22 protein-coding genes are annotated in these 16847 nt (G+C 35.6%); all 22 read right to left on the bottom strand.

Features of this window, described 5'->3' with window-relative positions:
* Positions 1-203: 203 nt before the first annotated feature.
* The 22 genes from OPR42_RS00160 to OPR42_RS00265 all read right to left on the bottom strand — a co-directional run bounded on the left by OPR42_RS00160 (position 204) and on the right by OPR42_RS00265 (position 16845).
* Complete coding sequence (locus OPR42_RS00160) at positions 204-1688, bottom strand: recombinase family protein (RefSeq protein ID WP_265042340.1); 1485 nt, start codon at positions 1686-1688, stop codon at positions 204-206.
* A gap of 10 nt (positions 1689-1698) precedes the next feature.
* Positions 1699-2130 carry a DUF2924 domain-containing protein gene (locus tag OPR42_RS00165; protein ID WP_265041424.1) on the bottom strand — a complete coding sequence of 144 codons (432 nt, stop codon included), beginning with the start codon at positions 2128-2130 and terminating at the stop codon, positions 1699-1701.
* Positions 2131-2134: 4 nt separating this feature from the next.
* The gene (locus tag OPR42_RS00170) at positions 2135-2599 is read right to left on the bottom strand and encodes an ankyrin repeat domain-containing protein (RefSeq protein ID WP_265041425.1); all 465 of its coding nucleotides are present in this window, start codon (positions 2597-2599) and stop codon (positions 2135-2137) included.
* A 38-nt stretch (positions 2600-2637) separates the two neighbouring features.
* Positions 2638-3348 (bottom strand): ankyrin repeat domain-containing protein, encoded by a 711-nt coding sequence (locus tag OPR42_RS00175; protein WP_265041426.1) that lies wholly within the window; start codon positions 3346-3348, stop codon positions 2638-2640.
* Positions 3349-3516: 168 nt separating this feature from the next.
* Positions 3517-4677, bottom strand: a complete 1161-nt coding sequence (locus tag OPR42_RS00180; protein WP_265030380.1) for a phage tail protein — start codon at positions 4675-4677, stop codon at positions 3517-3519.
* On the bottom strand, positions 4677-5468 hold the full coding sequence (locus OPR42_RS00185) for a baseplate assembly protein (RefSeq protein ID WP_265041427.1): 792 nt from the start codon (positions 5466-5468) through the stop codon (positions 4677-4679). The genes OPR42_RS00180 and OPR42_RS00185 overlap by 1 nt, the downstream gene beginning before the upstream one ends.
* 2 nt (positions 5469-5470) lie before the next feature.
* On the bottom strand, positions 5471-5806 hold the full coding sequence (locus OPR42_RS00190; protein ID WP_265041428.1) for a GPW/gp25 family protein: 336 nt from the start codon (positions 5804-5806) through the stop codon (positions 5471-5473).
* 46 nt (positions 5807-5852) lie between these two features.
* Positions 5853-6242, bottom strand: a complete 390-nt coding sequence (locus OPR42_RS00195) for a GNAT family N-acetyltransferase (RefSeq protein ID WP_265041429.1) — start codon at positions 6240-6242, stop codon at positions 5853-5855.
* 7 nt (positions 6243-6249) lie between these two features.
* Entirely contained in the window at positions 6250-6570 is a 321-nt protein-coding gene (locus OPR42_RS00200) for a hypothetical protein (protein ID WP_265041430.1), read from the bottom strand.
* Positions 6567-6821, bottom strand: coding sequence for a PAAR domain-containing protein (locus OPR42_RS00205; protein WP_265041431.1), 255 nt, complete (start codon positions 6819-6821; stop codon positions 6567-6569). Before OPR42_RS00205 ends, OPR42_RS00200 begins: the two co-directional genes overlap by 4 nt.
* Positions 6822-7286: a phage baseplate assembly protein V gene (locus OPR42_RS00210; RefSeq protein WP_265024145.1), complete on the bottom strand. Its 465-nt coding sequence runs from the start codon at positions 7284-7286 to the stop codon at positions 6822-6824.
* A complete protein-coding gene (locus tag OPR42_RS00215; RefSeq protein WP_265041432.1) occupies positions 7273-7749 on the bottom strand; it encodes a hypothetical protein in 477 nt (158 codons plus the stop codon). The genes OPR42_RS00210 and OPR42_RS00215 overlap by 14 nt, the downstream gene beginning before the upstream one ends.
* On the bottom strand, positions 7746-8258 hold the full coding sequence (locus tag OPR42_RS00220) for a phage tail protein (RefSeq protein ID WP_406848672.1): 513 nt from the start codon (positions 8256-8258) through the stop codon (positions 7746-7748). The genes OPR42_RS00215 and OPR42_RS00220 overlap by 4 nt, the downstream gene beginning before the upstream one ends.
* Entirely contained in the window at positions 8251-8568 is a 318-nt protein-coding gene (locus OPR42_RS00225) for a head-tail joining protein (RefSeq protein ID WP_114517895.1), read from the bottom strand. Before OPR42_RS00225 ends, OPR42_RS00220 begins: the two co-directional genes overlap by 8 nt.
* Before the next feature lie 96 nt (positions 8569-8664).
* A complete protein-coding gene (locus OPR42_RS00230) occupies positions 8665-9669 on the bottom strand; it encodes a major capsid protein (RefSeq protein ID WP_265041433.1) in 1005 nt (334 codons plus the stop codon).
* A 43-nt stretch (positions 9670-9712) separates the two neighbouring features.
* Positions 9713-10084 (bottom strand): head decoration protein, encoded by a 372-nt coding sequence (locus OPR42_RS00235; RefSeq protein WP_038536951.1) that lies wholly within the window; start codon positions 10082-10084, stop codon positions 9713-9715.
* Between the two features lie 74 nt (positions 10085-10158).
* On the bottom strand, positions 10159-11196 hold the full coding sequence (locus OPR42_RS00240) for a S49 family peptidase (RefSeq protein WP_214303452.1): 1038 nt from the start codon (positions 11194-11196) through the stop codon (positions 10159-10161).
* Positions 11196-12602 carry a phage portal protein gene (locus OPR42_RS00245; RefSeq protein ID WP_236514950.1) on the bottom strand — a complete coding sequence of 469 codons (1407 nt, stop codon included), beginning with the start codon at positions 12600-12602 and terminating at the stop codon, positions 11196-11198. The genes OPR42_RS00240 and OPR42_RS00245 overlap by 1 nt, the downstream gene beginning before the upstream one ends.
* A complete protein-coding gene (locus OPR42_RS00250) occupies positions 12599-13303 on the bottom strand; it encodes a glycoside hydrolase family 25 protein (protein ID WP_236514948.1) in 705 nt (234 codons plus the stop codon). Before OPR42_RS00250 ends, OPR42_RS00245 begins: the two co-directional genes overlap by 4 nt.
* A complete protein-coding gene (locus OPR42_RS00255; protein ID WP_143688727.1) occupies positions 13300-13524 on the bottom strand; it encodes a gpW family head-tail joining protein in 225 nt (74 codons plus the stop codon). Before OPR42_RS00255 ends, OPR42_RS00250 begins: the two co-directional genes overlap by 4 nt.
* Position 13525: 1 nt before the next feature.
* Positions 13526-15355, bottom strand: a complete 1830-nt coding sequence (locus OPR42_RS00260) for a phage terminase large subunit family protein (RefSeq protein WP_265022345.1) — start codon at positions 15353-15355, stop codon at positions 13526-13528.
* Positions 15352-16845 carry an ankyrin repeat domain-containing protein gene (locus OPR42_RS00265; RefSeq protein ID WP_265041434.1) on the bottom strand — a complete coding sequence of 498 codons (1494 nt, stop codon included), beginning with the start codon at positions 16843-16845 and terminating at the stop codon, positions 15352-15354. The genes OPR42_RS00260 and OPR42_RS00265 overlap by 4 nt, the downstream gene beginning before the upstream one ends.
* Between the last annotated feature and the right edge of the window lie 2 nt (positions 16846-16847).

Below are 16847 nucleotides of genomic sequence, written 5' to 3' on the forward strand. Positions count from 1 at the left end.
TCTCTAGCTATACAATAAGCATACCTTAACTATCATTAAACCACAAATCAACAATTTTTTTTGCATAAACTTTTAATTAATTTTGAGCTAAATTTTAATAAAAATCTCTATAGCAGCTCTTTTGTAGTGTTTCTTATTTTTCAGTAATAAACTGAAATATTTTCTTTTTTCATTGTCATCTCTTCTTGTTACTTTTATAAACGTTACATCGCTAATCCATAAAATTTTTCTATTTGCTCGCTCCACAGCATCGGTATTTCTCTTAAATCCACTAACCTCAAACCCCTTGGCTGCCTCCCATTTACTATATCTTCTTTAATTTTTGGTGCTAAATAATTTAATCTTAAAATTTGTTGTATACGTCTTGTACCTATATTAACTTTAGCACTCAGCTCTTTTATATTTGCGTATTTTCCTTCCTCTAGCTGACGTTTCCATAGGTGAGCCCTCACCACTGCTTTCAGTAATGCATTGTTTGTTTTCCCCTCTGGCTCTACTACTGTGCATTTGTTTCCTTTCTTTTTTATTGGTATAAATTCCACCTTATCCTCTGAGCTCACCTCTATTCCATCTTCTTTTACCATTACTCCCTTTATTAACTTTTTTACTACTTCTTTCTGCTTTCCAAAACTTAAATTTTTCCACTCTTCCGCTTTTTCTTCCCATTTTTCATATAGCTTCTCTGTCTTCCTCATTACTTCTTTTTCCACTTCTCCAGCAACTATTGTTCGATTTACTGATTCACAACCTTTTCCCCTTAAATGATCGTTGCATACGTAATATCGATATCTCTTATTCTCCTTTTTTGCATATGTCAGTGTCATATTTACACCGCAGCTCTTGCACTTAATTATTCCCCTAAGCAACGCTTCCTTATATTTTGCTTTTCTATATGGCTGATTCTTTATTAATTCTTGTGCTTTTTTCCACTTTTCCTCTTCTATTATTGCTTCATGTTTTCCTTCATACTCTTTCTCATAATGCCGTATTTTTCCCATATATATTGGGTTTGTTATTATTCTTCTCACCGTCGCTTTTTTAAAGATATCTGATTTTGTTCTGTAACCTTCTCTATTTAACTCCCTTGCCAATTCTGCCATTGATTTTAGCTCCAAATATCTTTCAAATATGTGCCCTACTATTTTCGCTTCTTTTTCATTTATTATTAATTCTTTATCTTTTACATCATATCCCAGCGGCAAAGTTCCACCCATCCATAGTCCTTGTTCTTTTGATGTTGCTATTTTATTTTTTACTCTCTCTACTATCATTTCTCTTTCTAGTTGTGCTGCTCCTGATAACACTGTTTGTACAAACTTTCCCATTGGCGTATTATTGTCAAATATTTGCGTTACTGCTACAAAATTTACTCGGTGCCTTCTAAAAAATGATGTTACTTCAATGCTGTCTTTTGTTTCCCTTGATAACCTGTCTAGCGTATATACTACCACACAATCTACTTCTCCTGTTTTTACATCTTCAAATAATCCCTTTATCGCTGGTCTTTCTAAATTCTTTCCTGAGAAACCTCCATCATCGTACCTTTTTGCCAATGCTACCCAGCCTTCTCTGCTCTTTATGTACTTTTCACATGCTACTCGCTGCGCATCAAGACTGTTAAACTTTTGTTCTAGCCCATCCTCATTTGATTTTCTTGTATATATCGCGCACCTTACCTCTTTTAGCATTTTCTCCTCTTCAGCTCCCATTTTTATCACGCATCCCGAATAATAAAGGTCCATTATAGCTCATTCCCATTATTTTTCCGGCTACTGCTGACAATGACGTAAAAAATTCTTCTCTGTAGATTAAACCCTTGTCTGTTACCATTACCGCATGCGTTTCTTCCCCTCTCTCTAATATTAGCTCTGTTCCTGCTACTGGAAGTTTGTCACTACTTATTCTTTTTCCCTTCTCTAGCCGATCTGCCAGATACTCTAGTCTTTTTGCTCCTTTTCTTGACATTTCTCCATATGCTTTTTCCTGCATTCTATAAGCTAATCTCGGTATCAGATATTTCTTTGAGTATCTAGGCGCCTCTTCCCCATATACCTTCTTCCATATTTTTCTCAGTTCACCCAAAGGTTTTTTCTCTAAATTCATTATTTTCTTTTCTATTTCTTCCTCCATATTTTTAGCCCTTCATAAATAGCTTTTCAATTCTGTCTGTTTCTTTCTTTAATACCTCGGTTACTTCTTTACTATAATCCATTGCTGTCATTCCAAATTTATCTGCTTGTTCTATTTCTCCTCCAGCTTTCACTAGCTCCTCCACTATTTCTTTTTCTCCTACCATGCACGCAAGGTGTAGAGGTATGCATTTATTTCCATATTCCTCAGCATTTACTTCTGCTCCTGATTTTATCAATTCTCTCACGATTTCTAGACGTTTCTCCGTTACTGCTAGGTGCAGTGCTGTATATCCTCCTACGTCTGCTGCATTTACATTCACTCCTTTTTCAACTAATAAACTCACTGTTTTTGCGTCTATTGCATAATGCAGAGCTGTTCTTCCATTCTCGTCTCTTGCATAAATATTTTTATATGAGTTCTCTGATAATTCTTTTGCTGATTTATTAAATTTGCCAAGCTTTAACATAATCCACCTCACCTTTTCTTTAAAATCAAGTCCCCTTTTTAAGCCTTTCTTCCTACTACATTTTCTACCTCATCTATCATTTCATTCACTTGACTGATTATCTTGCTTGCTAAATTTTGACATTCTTTCTTTATTAGCGATTTGTCTCTCTTCCTTATTTCTTCTATCTCTATTATTTTTAACTCTGGTAAATAACTCCCATTCAACATGTCTACTATTTCTCCCACTAGCCTCTCTATTCCATAGCAGGTCAGTTCTCTACTTTTTGTTACTCCACCTTTTTCTCTCAGAAATTTGCTCGCCTTTTCACTCTCTTTGCTATCACATAGACAATGCTTTTCACTTTCCCAGATGTAATACATTGGTGTTGCGCCATATTTATTCAGTTGATTAACCTCAGCTCCTGCTTTTACTAGCTCTTTTATTATTTCAACTCCTGCTCCCCCCATCTTGCACGCAGAGTGGAGTGGCGTACATCCAGTGACATATTGAGTGGCATTTACTTCTGCTCCCGACCTTAGCAGCACTTTTACATTTTCTAAGCTTTTTGCAAATACTGCACAGTGTAGTGGCGTATAACCATTTTTATCTCTTGCATTTACCTCTGCTCCTTTCTTTATTAAGAACCTCACTGTTTTGTAATCGGAGATTTCTACTGCTTGATGCAATATCGTCTCTCCTTCTTCATTTCTTTTATTAATATCTTTACTTGATACTTCTTTAAAAAACTTACTCTTGCTAAAACTCATTTCATACCTCACAAAACTAGCTTTTCTAGCGTTAGATAAATTTCTTATATTTACCTGCTGCTATTCAAGTCATGTCCTTTTTGGCATGAGAAAGCAAGTCCTTTTCTTTTTATTTCATACATTTTAACCTATTATTAATATAATATATGAGGATCTAAATATAAGTATTTAACTTATTATGCATATTGCTTGACTATTTTTCCAACTTCTGTGCAAATGTCGATGTTCGTGCCATTTCAGTACTCCTGGATAAAATACTAAAATATGATTTTCTAATTCGTGTATTGAGTCTTTTTGCTTTAAATCTAAATTGTTTTCAAAATGAACATAGTGTTCTGCCACACCAAATCTTATAACTTTCTGGTTGGTAAAATCTTCTACTTTGTAGTGGTGAGTAACGCTAAACCTTTCTAAAATTGGCTTGTATTTTAAATTCCACAGTTGTTCAGATAGTTTGCTACTTCCTAGTAAAAATTTACTTCCTTTTTCTTCCACACTACCAACTGGAAAACATGCGTTTATTTCCCCCAAGTTCCAGCTATCTGATAATACTATCTGCGCTTTCGCAAACTTAATCTCAGGTAATAAGCTCTGTGGTAGCGGATATAGCGCTTTGAAGTTATACCACACATGATTTCTTTCATAAATACCGTTATAATTCTTTGTGTGAGGCTCGGTTTCTCCAAGTATTGCTACATCTAATCGATATATGTCATTACTAAATGCTTGCTCATAATGAACACGAAAAGTACTAAACTTAAAACTTGGATTTAAGATTTTTAGCTCAAATGAGTTCTTCCGACCAAATGATAACACCGGTCCATCTTCTTCTATTTTTACACCTGAGTAATCCGATAACAAATTTCCAAAAAAACTTTCATCTAAAATGAACCTACCAATGTTGTAGTGATCGTTAAAAATTCTCATTAGTCTCGATCTTGCAGGTAATGATAGTTTTGCAAGCTCTACTACTGCATCAACAAAGAAATCATTTGGTACGTCTCTTATCCCTACCTGCAACTCAAAGAAATGTTTACCAGGTGGCTCTTCAATAATTGTAATATCTTCTATATTTGCCCATTTTAATGCTATTTTCAGTGAGGCAGGTGTTCCACGGAGTCTTTGAAATTTTACTCCTTCTTTAATCGATTTCTTCTTATCCTTCACCCATGATAGAATTTCTTCTAGGCCATATTCTTCGATTAACCAAGGTAATATTCTTTCTTCTAATCTAAATTTAAACCCTCTTATCCTGCTTGGATCAACCCTATAATCTGTTGCATCTACTAGCGCTTTTTCTTGTTTTGTTGCATTTGGGGGTAATAGCATTAATTCAACTCAATCTTTAAATTTCGCAAATTTGCACACTCATTACCTAGCACAACAACATCCTCTTTTGGCTCGATTAATTCTACGTTTTCTACACCATCTACAAATAAATTTGCTATTATCCATGATCTTGTAACATTCCATCTCAGCCTTCTACTTGCTTCAAACTTCTTGATGAACTGCTTCTTGATTTCCTCCTTTGATATCACAGGACTTATGCTCATTCTGCTGTGAATATCTATTTCCGTAATATTGCAACCAACTACTGTTACTGTATCTGTTAAAACCCTTATATCATCTCTAGTAACCTGCTTTTTTACAATTTCTAGTAGCTCTTCTGACAATATGCCAGTTTGTGTTGATAAGATTGAAATTTGTACTTTTCCTGGTATAGGTGATTCTACTAGTGCATCTTTTACTCTACTATCTGCTGACAGTGCATGATATTTATAATATTCCTTACTTCCTCCTGTTGACCAACCTGCTATTTTTGCTTTTACCCTCTTTCTAAATCTTTCATCCTCTTCTTCTTTTTCTCTCTCTACTCCATAAAATTCAGCCAAATTATCAAGATCTTCTCCCTTTGCAAATTTCAGTAAATTACTCTTTACTGCTTCGTTAATCCTTTGTCTGAGCAAAAGTTCTCGCCATGCTGCTACCTCCAGAATCTTTATCGCTGGATCACTTTCCACCAATCCTGTAAAGCTTGCATCCCGACTCACTAACTCTTCTTTCATTCTGAAAAATATTTCCTCAAAGTTCAGTGGTTCGATAATATTTGGCTGCTGCATTTTTAAACAACTACTCCATTAATATTTATGAACTTACCTTCTGAAAGATAGACACCTTCTAAATTCAATGTTACTCTCCCTTCTTTTACTTCTGTTATCTTTACTTTTTCTAACTTAAATCTCTTCTCAAATTTCCCCAGTGCTTCTGCTGTTGCTGCATAGATTTCCAAAGTTAAATCTCTATTTATTGGCTTATCTACTAATTCAAATAATCGAGAACCATAATCTCTTCTCATTACTCTACTGTTAATAGGAGTGGTCAGTATATCAATTATCGACTGCTTTAAGTGCTCTATTCCTTCTAACGCTTTTCCTGTTTTTTTGCTCATTCCCTTCATTTGTTTGAATAAACTAAGAATTCACCATGTGGCACAAAACCTAATTTTAAATACATTGATAAACCTTCCTCCGAGGCTTGAAATATTTATATCCCTGCTCTTTGATATAATTTAAAGCAAACTTTGTTATACTTGTTCCAAAACCTCTACATCTAAACTCTGGGTGAGTTATAATATCATATATTCCTGCAGTATTTCCTTTATTTAATATCACGCTTGCTGTAGCAACAGGTACATAATTGCAATATTTAACAAACAATTTTGTCTTACTATCTTTTATATATGGTTCTACCATCTTATAATATATTAATGCTTCTTTATCACCTGTAGATGCAAATACATGACTAAAATCTACCAATTCCTGCTCTGTTTCTACCATTACTATATCAAGATTGTACGAGCTCACTGCACTAATTTCGTCAACTCTTATCATCATTCCTATCTCAGTTTCTGTGTGTGATAAACCTAGTTGATTTAGTATTTCGTGAGATCTTTCTGACCTTGAACTTGCACCATGCATATGGTAAATTCTTCTTCCTATAAAGAGATATTATTTCTTTAGCTATTACAGTTATTCTAGGATCATCAAAATTACCTCCAAATATCACATTAAATGTATCAGATTCTACCAATCCGAAAACACAGACTACACTTGCAGAATAACGGTAAATACGCATTTTAGGATGTAGTGTAGGTAAATCAGAAATTTTATCTAAAAAATTATTTTCTATAACTTTATCCCAATTTCTATCAATTTTAGTCATTCTGAGAAAACATTATTACTACCTCTCTTCATTGTATTAGAACAAGAAACAATGTCACCAACTCTTCCCACTCCATAGCCATTCGCAAACACTGTTTTTGATCCTTCAGTTAATACTCTTCCTTCTGTAAAATTATCTCCTTTACGGCAAACTGGCTTACCATTCACAAAAACATTATTACTGCCGCTAATGCAAAAATGCGGTGTTGTTTCTATACAATAATCCCCTAACCGCACAACTGATTTATTCATTTAATTAAGGTTTATTTTATCTGCCTTCAATTTTATTCCACTTTTTGTCATTTCTATTCTCGATCCCCCAGCTTTCAGTGTTATTTTGTCTACTACTTCAATCTCTAAATGATGCTTACCTTTATCATATGTAAACTTCGTCCCATCTTGAAATTTTATACTATTTATTTCTTTTTTATTCTCTGGTGCAGGGTATTTTTTCTGATATATTCCTCCTAATACCACTCCTAATGATAGTTCACCAAAAGGAGAAAATACCACAACTTGTTCATCGATACCTGGTGAAGACCAATTTCTATCTTTTCCTGCTTTACTTGTTATCCACGGTAAATAATCTGTTAAAAATTCTCCTATTTTCACTCTTACTTTTGCTTTTTCATAATCTACTTCTTTTACAACTCCTATACGAATGATATTCGCTACTTTTCTCTGTAACTCTGCAATGGCAAAATTATTTTCCAACATGCATTTCTCCTACTGCTATTTTATGTGGCTTAATTTTCCCCTCTTCCCATACTGATTTACCTAAATGAAGCTGATGACTCCAATCAACCATCCACACCAAATATGCATCTAATTCGGGTCTAAATCCATCAGGCTCTGCAGAGAGAAATTCAGCAGGAGAAATATTCTTTACGTTCCAAGTATTTTTATTTACTACTCTTGCTACTTCTGCTGCTAATGACCTTACAACTACCGAGGAATCCTCGACTGTTCCATCAACTACAATTCGTGCTTCAAATTTTGCTCTCAACGCTAATTCTTCTGTTCCTGGATCATGTCCTTTTTCAAAGCCACTAAGTTCCACAAATACTGCCGGTGCTATCAATTCTTTCCTTATTATTGGATAAATTTCGCACGTCTGTATTGCTGGTATTTCTCTCTTCAGCGTGGTACAAATTTTATCATGTAAATCTTTCAAATTCATCCTTTATAGCTCAATTGACGTTCAAAAAATTTTGTAAACACTTTCTCAACCTCATAATTAACAAGATCTCTCATTACTTTTGATGCTTCAGGTTCGAGTGGCAATTTAACTTCCTTTATTGGCAATGCTGCTCTTCCTTCACGTTTAAAAATACCGCTATTTCCTTTTGGCATAACTGCTGCAAATCCTCCTATAAACTCATGCTTTCCTACTTTCGATCCTCTTCTTGTTTTTTGTATTTTGCCAATTGCTGATGCTCTAATGTCATAGAGATTTGCTCTAATTAACACTTCTAATCTGCTAGTTTTCGACTTAAAAATTCTTAATCTCTTTCTTATCAAACTTAATTTTATCTGCTTTTCCTCACTGATTTCCTTAGCTGCTTGCGCTTTTAACCATAGTGCCGTTTTGTTTAACGCTTTTATAGCTGCCAGTTTTATTTTCTGCTCTTTTCTTTCAATATTGGAGATTATTTCATTAATATTGTTACTAATTTTAATATCAAACACTTTCTATTGCTTCAATTTTCCATATTTCACTCGAAGAATCTTTTAACGGTGGTTCAAAAATCTTGTAGAACCTTTTTTCAATCTTGATATAATCGCCTATGCTAAAGGAAGTAACGTCCTGATCACGTATTTCTACAGAAGCAATTTGCTGAGTTAATGCTCCATCTGCACCTAGAGAGTACGTAGTCTCAGGACGTTTTATTAGCACTTTTATTCTACGAATACCCTCCTTATTTCGATTACAATATATGGCTTCCACTCCTAGATGCTTAAAACAATCCTCCAATAATCGCTTAATATTCTCTTGCATATTTCTTTTTGATATACTAACCTTTACATGCTAAGAAAGCGCATACCGGTAGAGTCGTTCTGTGCCTCACCAACTTGTAATTACTCTACCAGTATGTTATGCTATAGCGACTTTTACTAATACGCCAGGTCTATGGCACATTGGCAGAGGATTTGACTGCGTATGTAAATCAGTTCCTCTATCAAACCTCCTTGGTTCTTGTTTTGCATAGAGTGGCTGTCCAAGAGTATTTACTGTCTCATTAAAGTCTGCTGGTGCAAAATATGTTGTAAATGTGCTCGCTGTTCCTAGTGGAAAACAGTGCCCTGTATCTTTGTCAATAAATCTTCTCACCGTTCCTTCAGGGTCAGTTGCTTGCCCTCTATATTCCTCAAATGTTATACCACAAAACGTAAATCCTGACCTCATATCATTCCGAAGTGCTGCTCCTTCTTGCCATCTTTCGTATGCTTCTTTCACTTTACTATGCGAAGTTAATGCATCAAAAAACTCAGGGCTTACCAAAGCATGAATCCCGGTCATATATTCACCACTTAGATTATCTTCAATATGCCGCAATACTTCTAGACATTTACGCTTGACATCGGTTGTCGCTGTTCCTAGTGCAAAATTTACTACTTTTGGTGTTATTTCAAATTCGTTGTACAGATTTAGTAATTCTGACCCATCAGCATCTAAAATTATTCCTTTCAGCGCTCCCATTCGCAAATGCTCTAATGTTATTGCATGTTTGTTTCTCATTAGCTGTAAATGGTCAGTTATTACGTCTGCTAGCGCTTTAAGTTCACTTTCTGATCCAAATGCCCTTATTCCTTGTACTTCCTCTGGCAGTACTACATCATCATGTGGAATATGTGGAATCGTAAACGTTCTTACCTTTCTTTTTCCTCTTTTTCCTACTGTTGCTGGCGCCCCTGGAACTTGCGTTGGTAGTAAACTTAAAACTCCGTTATGTTCTTCTATTGTAATATGTCTAAATCTTACTGACCTATTTGGAAATAAATTTAAATTTTCAACCCGTCCATAATTTATCGGCAATATATTCATCGCATTTGTTAGTGCCGTCATGCTAAATGCTGTATTTGTAAATGGATTTTGCATTTTTTCTTTTCCCCCTTTGTGTTTTTTATTGTTTAATATAGCTTTAGGCCGCTTTACGGATAATGATTCCTCGTCCTTCAAGTTGCTTTATTGCTGTAGCTTTCTGTTCTTCAGTAATATTTGCTGGCCACACAACTGCATGATCAGCTAGCATGGCACCACGAGCAATAATTACTCCTTTACTATTTTCCTTTGCGTTTACATCGCTTGCTATCACTCCTATCGCCGTTTGTGTACCATCTGTGGCAGTTGGATTTAAAGCTTTAATAAAACCATCTTTAGTATCATAACCAACTACTGTTCCCAGCTTTAGATTTTGTCCCTTGGCTACTGTTATCTGATCTCTTGAATATAAGTTGGACACTTCATATTTCAGAAGATCTCCTAAATTATTTCCTTCAGTTATACTTATCATGTCTTTTTCTCTCCTTTTTTTATTTTTTTACCGCCATATTTGTGGTTGTTATACACGGCGGTTATACACATACTTTAAATGTTTGATTGCGCACGACTTTTCGCTACCTGCATCATCAACTCTTCTCCTGAATTCTGTGGTATTGCACTCAGTATCTCTGTCTTTTTCGTTCGCTCTGCAAGTAATTCCATTAAAACCTCCCTTGCTTGCTCAACACTTACACTTTGCTCAATAAATTCTCCTATCTTTTCTGGCATCTTCGATAAATTACATAAACGTATTAATTCAAGAACTTCAGTACGATACTTGGTTAAATTATCAGTTTCTAGGTCATTTGTAGTTTGTTCATTCATAGTAATACTCCTATTTTTATTAATAGATGAAAGAATTGTCATTCCGTCTGCAAGGCCTATTTCTACTGCTTTCTCCCCAAAATATAGCCCTGCCTCTGTTGATCGAATCTTTTCAATTGAAAGACCTCTGTTCCTTGCTATTAGCTGCAAAAACATTTCATATAGTCGGTCTACTTCTTTTTGTAAGCTTCCCAGACTTTCAGACGTCATTGGCTCATGTGGATTTAAATCATTCTTTCGACTACCAGCAAAGATTGTGGTATACTTAATACCTTGCTTTTCATCAAACCTACTTTGATCTATGTGACTTGCTATTACTCCAACACTTCCTACTCCTGAAGTTCTACTCACAAATACCTTCTCAGTGCTAGAAGCTATAGCGTACGCTGCAGAATATGCATCATCATTTGCTATCGCTATTATCCTCTTTTTTCCTCTTGCACTATAGATAAAATCAGCTAAGTCAAATACTCCATTTACCTCTCCTCCTGGGCTATCTATGTCCAGTAAAATAGTCTCTATACTACTATCTGCTAATGCTTGTGCAATTTGTTCTTCTATTTGCTCATATGATGTCATCCCAAGCATTTCATCAAACGCACCTGGTTTTTTCGTCAAGATTCCATGAATTGGTATAATTGCAGTTCTTTCTACGTTACTTTTGATAGAGTGATTTTTGAAAATTGGCTGTTTTCCTTTGTATAGCGATAGTAGCTCAAAACTCCTTGGTTCAAGCATTAATGGCTTTCCTAAGAGCATCATAATCCTTTACAATCAGAGTCAAACATTAAGTTGAGACTATTTGCACGACTCTGATCTTCTGCTATTTCTTGATCTATTTCTTCTACATCGTAACCCATTTCTGATACTACTTCCGATCGACTTTTGAAGCCATTCCTTACTGCCATTTGCTGTGCTTGTTGATCTTTTAAAGGATCCACCCAATCAAATCCCTGTGGTATCCATTTCACTTCTTCTTTCGCTGCTTTTGCTACTTTTTCATCTATACTTAGTTCTCCACAAAGCACTGCTAATTCTAGCCATCTATTCCAAATAGGTCTACAAAACTGGAACACTATCACGTTATGCTGTAACATTGCACACCTTCTGCGAAACTCTATCAGCCCTGCTCGAATGGATGAATAATTAACACCGGTTAAATCTCCTGTTAGCTGCTCATATGTTATCCCTGTACCAATCGCTATTGCTCTGAGTTGCTGTCTCATAAACGCTTCATAACTTCCTCCAACATCTGATGGCTCTGAAAATTTTATATCTTCTCCTGGGTCTAAAAGCTGCATTGTTCCAGGTTCTAGGCCAGATAGTGCTACTCCTTGCTCATTTGCTTGCTCCTCACCTAAAATATTTGCTTCAGGATCGAGTCTTGTAATAAACCCTGCAAACATCGCAGCAGTCTTTTTTCTTACCAATTCTGCATCATCGTATTGATCAAGTTCATAAAGCTTTAGCAGTATATTAGAAAGCCATGGCTCTCCCCTAATTTGCCCAGGTCTTAGTGGTCTATAGATATGTAAAACATCGTTTGCTGGCACTCTTACTGACTCTCCAAAGGTATTTTCACCAGGGTGTTCTTTAAATAGGTAGTATGCTTCTCTTTGCCCAAGCCTGTTAAACTCAATCCCGTTTCTTATTACATTACCATTTCCTAAAGTTTGATTTGTTTTATTATCTAAATGTTCAGACTCAAGTACTTGCAGTTGTAATGGTACAGAAAATCTATCTTCCAGCTTTCTCGTTCTTAAACGTACAAAACATTCTCCTCCCTCTATCATACTTCTGCATACTAGAGCCTGCAGACCATAAAAATCACTTACTCCGTTACTATCTGCTTCATCTGTCCATTTTAGCCATAATTCTTGCACTTTCTTTCTAAATTCTGCATTCTTTGCTTTTGATTGCGGCTTTATTCCTGTTCCAATAGAGTTACTTACTATTGTATCAATAATATTTGCTGCATATGGATTTTTTCTCACCATATCACGTGATCTACTACGTAAAGTTTCAAGGCTTTGAGACAGCAAATTGTTTATACTTCCTAACTCTGGTTGAAAGTGAAAAAATCTTCTTCCTGACCCTGCTGCATCCCATGCTGAACTTTTGATTTTTGGCTTGCTAAATAGTTGTTTGAAATTTTTCAGCATCATACTAACCAAAATTCTCTTAATTCTTTTAATGTGCCGTTAAATTTATTTCTGTCACATTTTCCGATTCCACTTACTTCATGTGGCTCTGGACCATTTTTACCGTCGGTGTATTGCCATAAAATCCACTTATTCCAGCCTTGCGGTAAAACAGGTTGATCTCCATATCTTGCTATCCATAATGGACATTTAGTCAAAATTGGTGTGGCAAAATCTTTCAAAAATTTAGCACCTCCATACACTAAAGGTGAACGCCCTGTTTCTTCTTGAACTTTTTTAATAAAATCTTCTGCTTGTCTTGGTTCTATATTTTTTCCACTTTCGTTCTCTTCAATATCAAGAGCAACAATTGTATTTTTAGCTTTACCCACTGTATTCAAAAAGTGATTTGCCTGATCCTTTCCATCTTCCCCTACACCGAAATGATATGAACCCCATAATAGACCCAAGTCTTCAGCTTCTTTTCTTCTTTCTTTGTATTTTGAATCTATGTACTCTGTTCCTTGCGTTGCCTTATGAATTACTCCAACTATACCACTCTCTTTAGCTAACTCAAAATCCACATTTTCTTGCCAATGTGACAAATCTATTATTCCATTTACTGAACTCTCTCTATTGTCCCATAGTTTTATGAAAGTTTTTAATTGCTCTAAAAATTCAGAATATTCCTCTTTTACAACTTTTCTCAGAAAATTTTCCCTCATATAACTCCTTTATTTGTTGCAAAAATAATCTTTCGTTTAGGCTTCATACCTGCAACTTTCAGTTCAGCCTTAATACGTTGCCGTAAATTCAGCAAGTCATTTATCTGAACTTCAGCATATCTCACCACATGGTCACCATATGCAATTGATACTACTCGCTCTCCGTTTTGTAGTTTCTTTATCGCTTCTTCGACTTGAATTAAATACTCTTCGCTGTACATCTTACTTCTCATTCAACCATTTGCTTTGTCTCACTTTTTTAGGTTTTTTGCTTTCTGGCTTTTCACTTAAACTATTCCATTTACTCTCTGGCCAACGATCGATTCCAAGCGCAATAGATGCTGCTCTTGCGTAAATTCGGCAGTCTAGCACTTCATTTCTTTCTCTTACCTTTTGCCACTCCTGTTTGGTGTATCCTTTTACTACCTTACTGACTAATTGCTCTGCCGTTAACTGCTTAAAATATTCGGGTGCATACTCAGGAAAATGACAATATCCTGCTGGCACTTTCTCTTCTTCTTTCAAAATATTAAGTAGCTGAAAAAGCTCTGACTTTAATATCGATACTCCTACTGGCCAGAGCTTTATTCCTCTTTTTAGCTTTTGACCACCAACTGTTATATCAACTCTACTTGGGCTGCTAAGTGGCACTAGGGCTTTATTTACACCTTTAACTGCCATTACTCTTCCAGATCCTTGATGACCTCTTACCCAGTTGTATACTTCTTGCGTTGCATATCCAGCATCTACTGCCATCATACTTATCATATATTCAAGCCCATTTTCACCGATAAAATGATGATTGAGGAGCTCCGAAAGCTTTCCCCATACTTCTCCACCTCCTGTATCTCCTTCAAATACTCGGTAGTCTATTGACCAACTTTCACGACTTTTTCCCCATGCTACAACTTCCACCTCTAGACGATCTTTTTGGACATCCACTCCTGCAGTAAGTACCACTTCTCTCCTTGGTACTGTGCCAATCTGAAAAAATTCTCTCCTGTTAAATAATTGCTTCCAATCAGGTACTTCTCCTTTATCTACCCAAGTTTCTCCAAGCGTAGTATTTATCCAAACTTTCAGTAATTGTTCACTTTCCTTTGCATGCAGAAAATCCTCTACTGCTTGTTGCCAACTATACCACCCAACTGGGCTATAAAGACTTGAAAGGTGAAATCCTATTACTTTGCTATTGTGTACTTGATTTGTAGCTCTCCATTCTCCACGTTCAAGCATCTCTGTCTTTTGATGATTTTCTATCTTTTCACCACATTCTATACATATATAGTGTGCTGTACTTGGATTTTTATCTTCCCATTTTATTTGTGACCATTTTAGAATTTGATAGTAATTACAATACGGACAGGGAACAAAAAAATATCTCTTATCTGTTGCTTCAAATTCTTTCTCAATTCTGCTTATTCCATGAATCGTTGGTGTCGATACTAAAAAAATCTTTCGCCTTGCAAATGTATTAGTTCGAGCAATACTGAGCAGTACTGGATCTCCTTCTCCTCCTGAATCTCCTGGGTAGGCATCTATTTCATCAAGAAAGAGATATTTTACTGGCATAGATCTCAGTCCTACACTACTATTCGCTCCAGTTATTACTACTATTCCACCTGGAAACTCCTTACTTTGTACAGTATTCCCTGAATCTCTTGACCTTGGGTCTTTTACTTTACTTTTTAAACATGGTGTACTCTCTATTAACGGTGCAAATCTTCCCTTCGACCAACGTTTTCCCATTTCAACTGTTGGCTGCACAACTAACATTGGACCTGGTGTTTGATCGATAATATAGCCAATCCAATTGTTACCTGCTTCTGTTCCTCCAATCTGCGCTCCTTTCATGAATACTACTTTTTCTGCAGGTGAAGATGGAGAAAGTGAATCCATGATTTCTTTTAAATAAGGAGTTCTTTCTGTTCTCCATTTACCTGGCTCTGATGCTGCAGTTGCTGCTAAAACTCGATACTCATTTGCCCACTCTGATACTTTAAGCTCTGGATCTGGTCTTAAACCTTCAGAAAAAGCTCTAGCGTATATCATTGTCTGCATCTACTCATAATTGGTTCTATCTCAATATTGTTAACAGTAGAGTTTATTCCTCCACACTCCTCCAATTCCATAAACATCTTTTTCTGAAATTCGTTTTCTATATATCTTTTGCTCATCTCACTTATCATTAGTGCTATAATAAGCGCAAATATCCCTGTTGTTGTTGCAAAAATGATTGCACTGCTTATTGTTGTTACTGTTAAACCTATATATGCTGCCATTACTACTGCGCTAACTGTAATACAGATGCAGATAATATTATTATGTTTTTTCATCCTTTTATCTGCTATTTCTCTCTGTGCTATATATTTATTATGAAGGGTTGGAAAATTGATAACGGTATCTCTGCAGAGCAATGCACCATTTTTTTCAGTAAATAAAACTTTAAGTAACTCCAAATTATTTGATTTGATTGCTAAGTGCAAAACAGGTGTATAATTTGCTCCTTTTTTCAGTAGTAATTTTACTACATGTAAATGTCCTTTTTCTGCAGCAAGGTAAATCGGTGATAGACCTTTATTATTTACAATATCAATATCGATTTCTTCCTTTAAAATAGATTCTACAATCTCAATTTCTCCTCTTTGTGCAGCTAAATGTAGTAGACTATTCTTTTCAGAACCGTATTTATTACTCATCAAAGCCTTCTTTATCTCAGGTTTAGCGTAATCAAATGGTGTCTTGCCGCTATCGTCTTTTACCAGAGGGTCTATATCTTCTCGCGTTAGTAAAACTTCTATTGTTTTCAGTCTTTCAGCATAATGTAGTGGTGTTTTATTTTCGTAGTCCTGCAAATTGACTTGAGCATTAGGCTCCTTTATTAAGCATTTGAGAATATCGAGACATAAATCTCTTTCATCGTAATTAGTGTTACTTACAGCTATATGCACTGGTGATAATTTCATCGAGTTTTGTCCTACACGTGCGCTATTTACATCTGCTCCTAGCTCCAGTAATAACTTTACTATCTCCAATTTTTTGTTGTTAACTGCATAGTGCATCGGTGTCTGATTTCGTACATCAAAGACATCTATTTCAGCGTTTCCTTCTCTTATCAAAATCTTTACAACTTCTGCATGTCCTATTCCTGCTGCTAGATGTAATGGAGTATGATGCAGAGCATTTCGTACATTAACGTCAACACCTTTTCCTATCAAATATCTAACTGCATTAACTTCACCTATCATTGCAGCTAAATGAAGTAAGTTATCTTGTTCTGATCCGTATTTGTTATTAATTAGCGCTTGTAATATTTCTGCTTTTTTACCTTCTTTGGCGTAATCTAAGGAGGTTTTGCCTTCATTGTCCTCAACAAAAGGATTGATATTCTTTTTTGTGAGTAGCAGATCTACCATGCTTAATTCATCAAATTCTATAGCACAATGTAGTGGTGTCTTTCCATTTAATCCTCTAACATTTACATCCACTCCTGGCTGATTAATGAGACACTTTATTAATTCTAAACTTAAGTTAGCAGACATTA

Source organism: Wolbachia endosymbiont (group B) of Melanostoma mellinum (genome assembly GCF_947251465.1).
Taxonomy (GTDB): Bacteria; Pseudomonadota; Alphaproteobacteria; order Rickettsiales; family Anaplasmataceae; genus Wolbachia.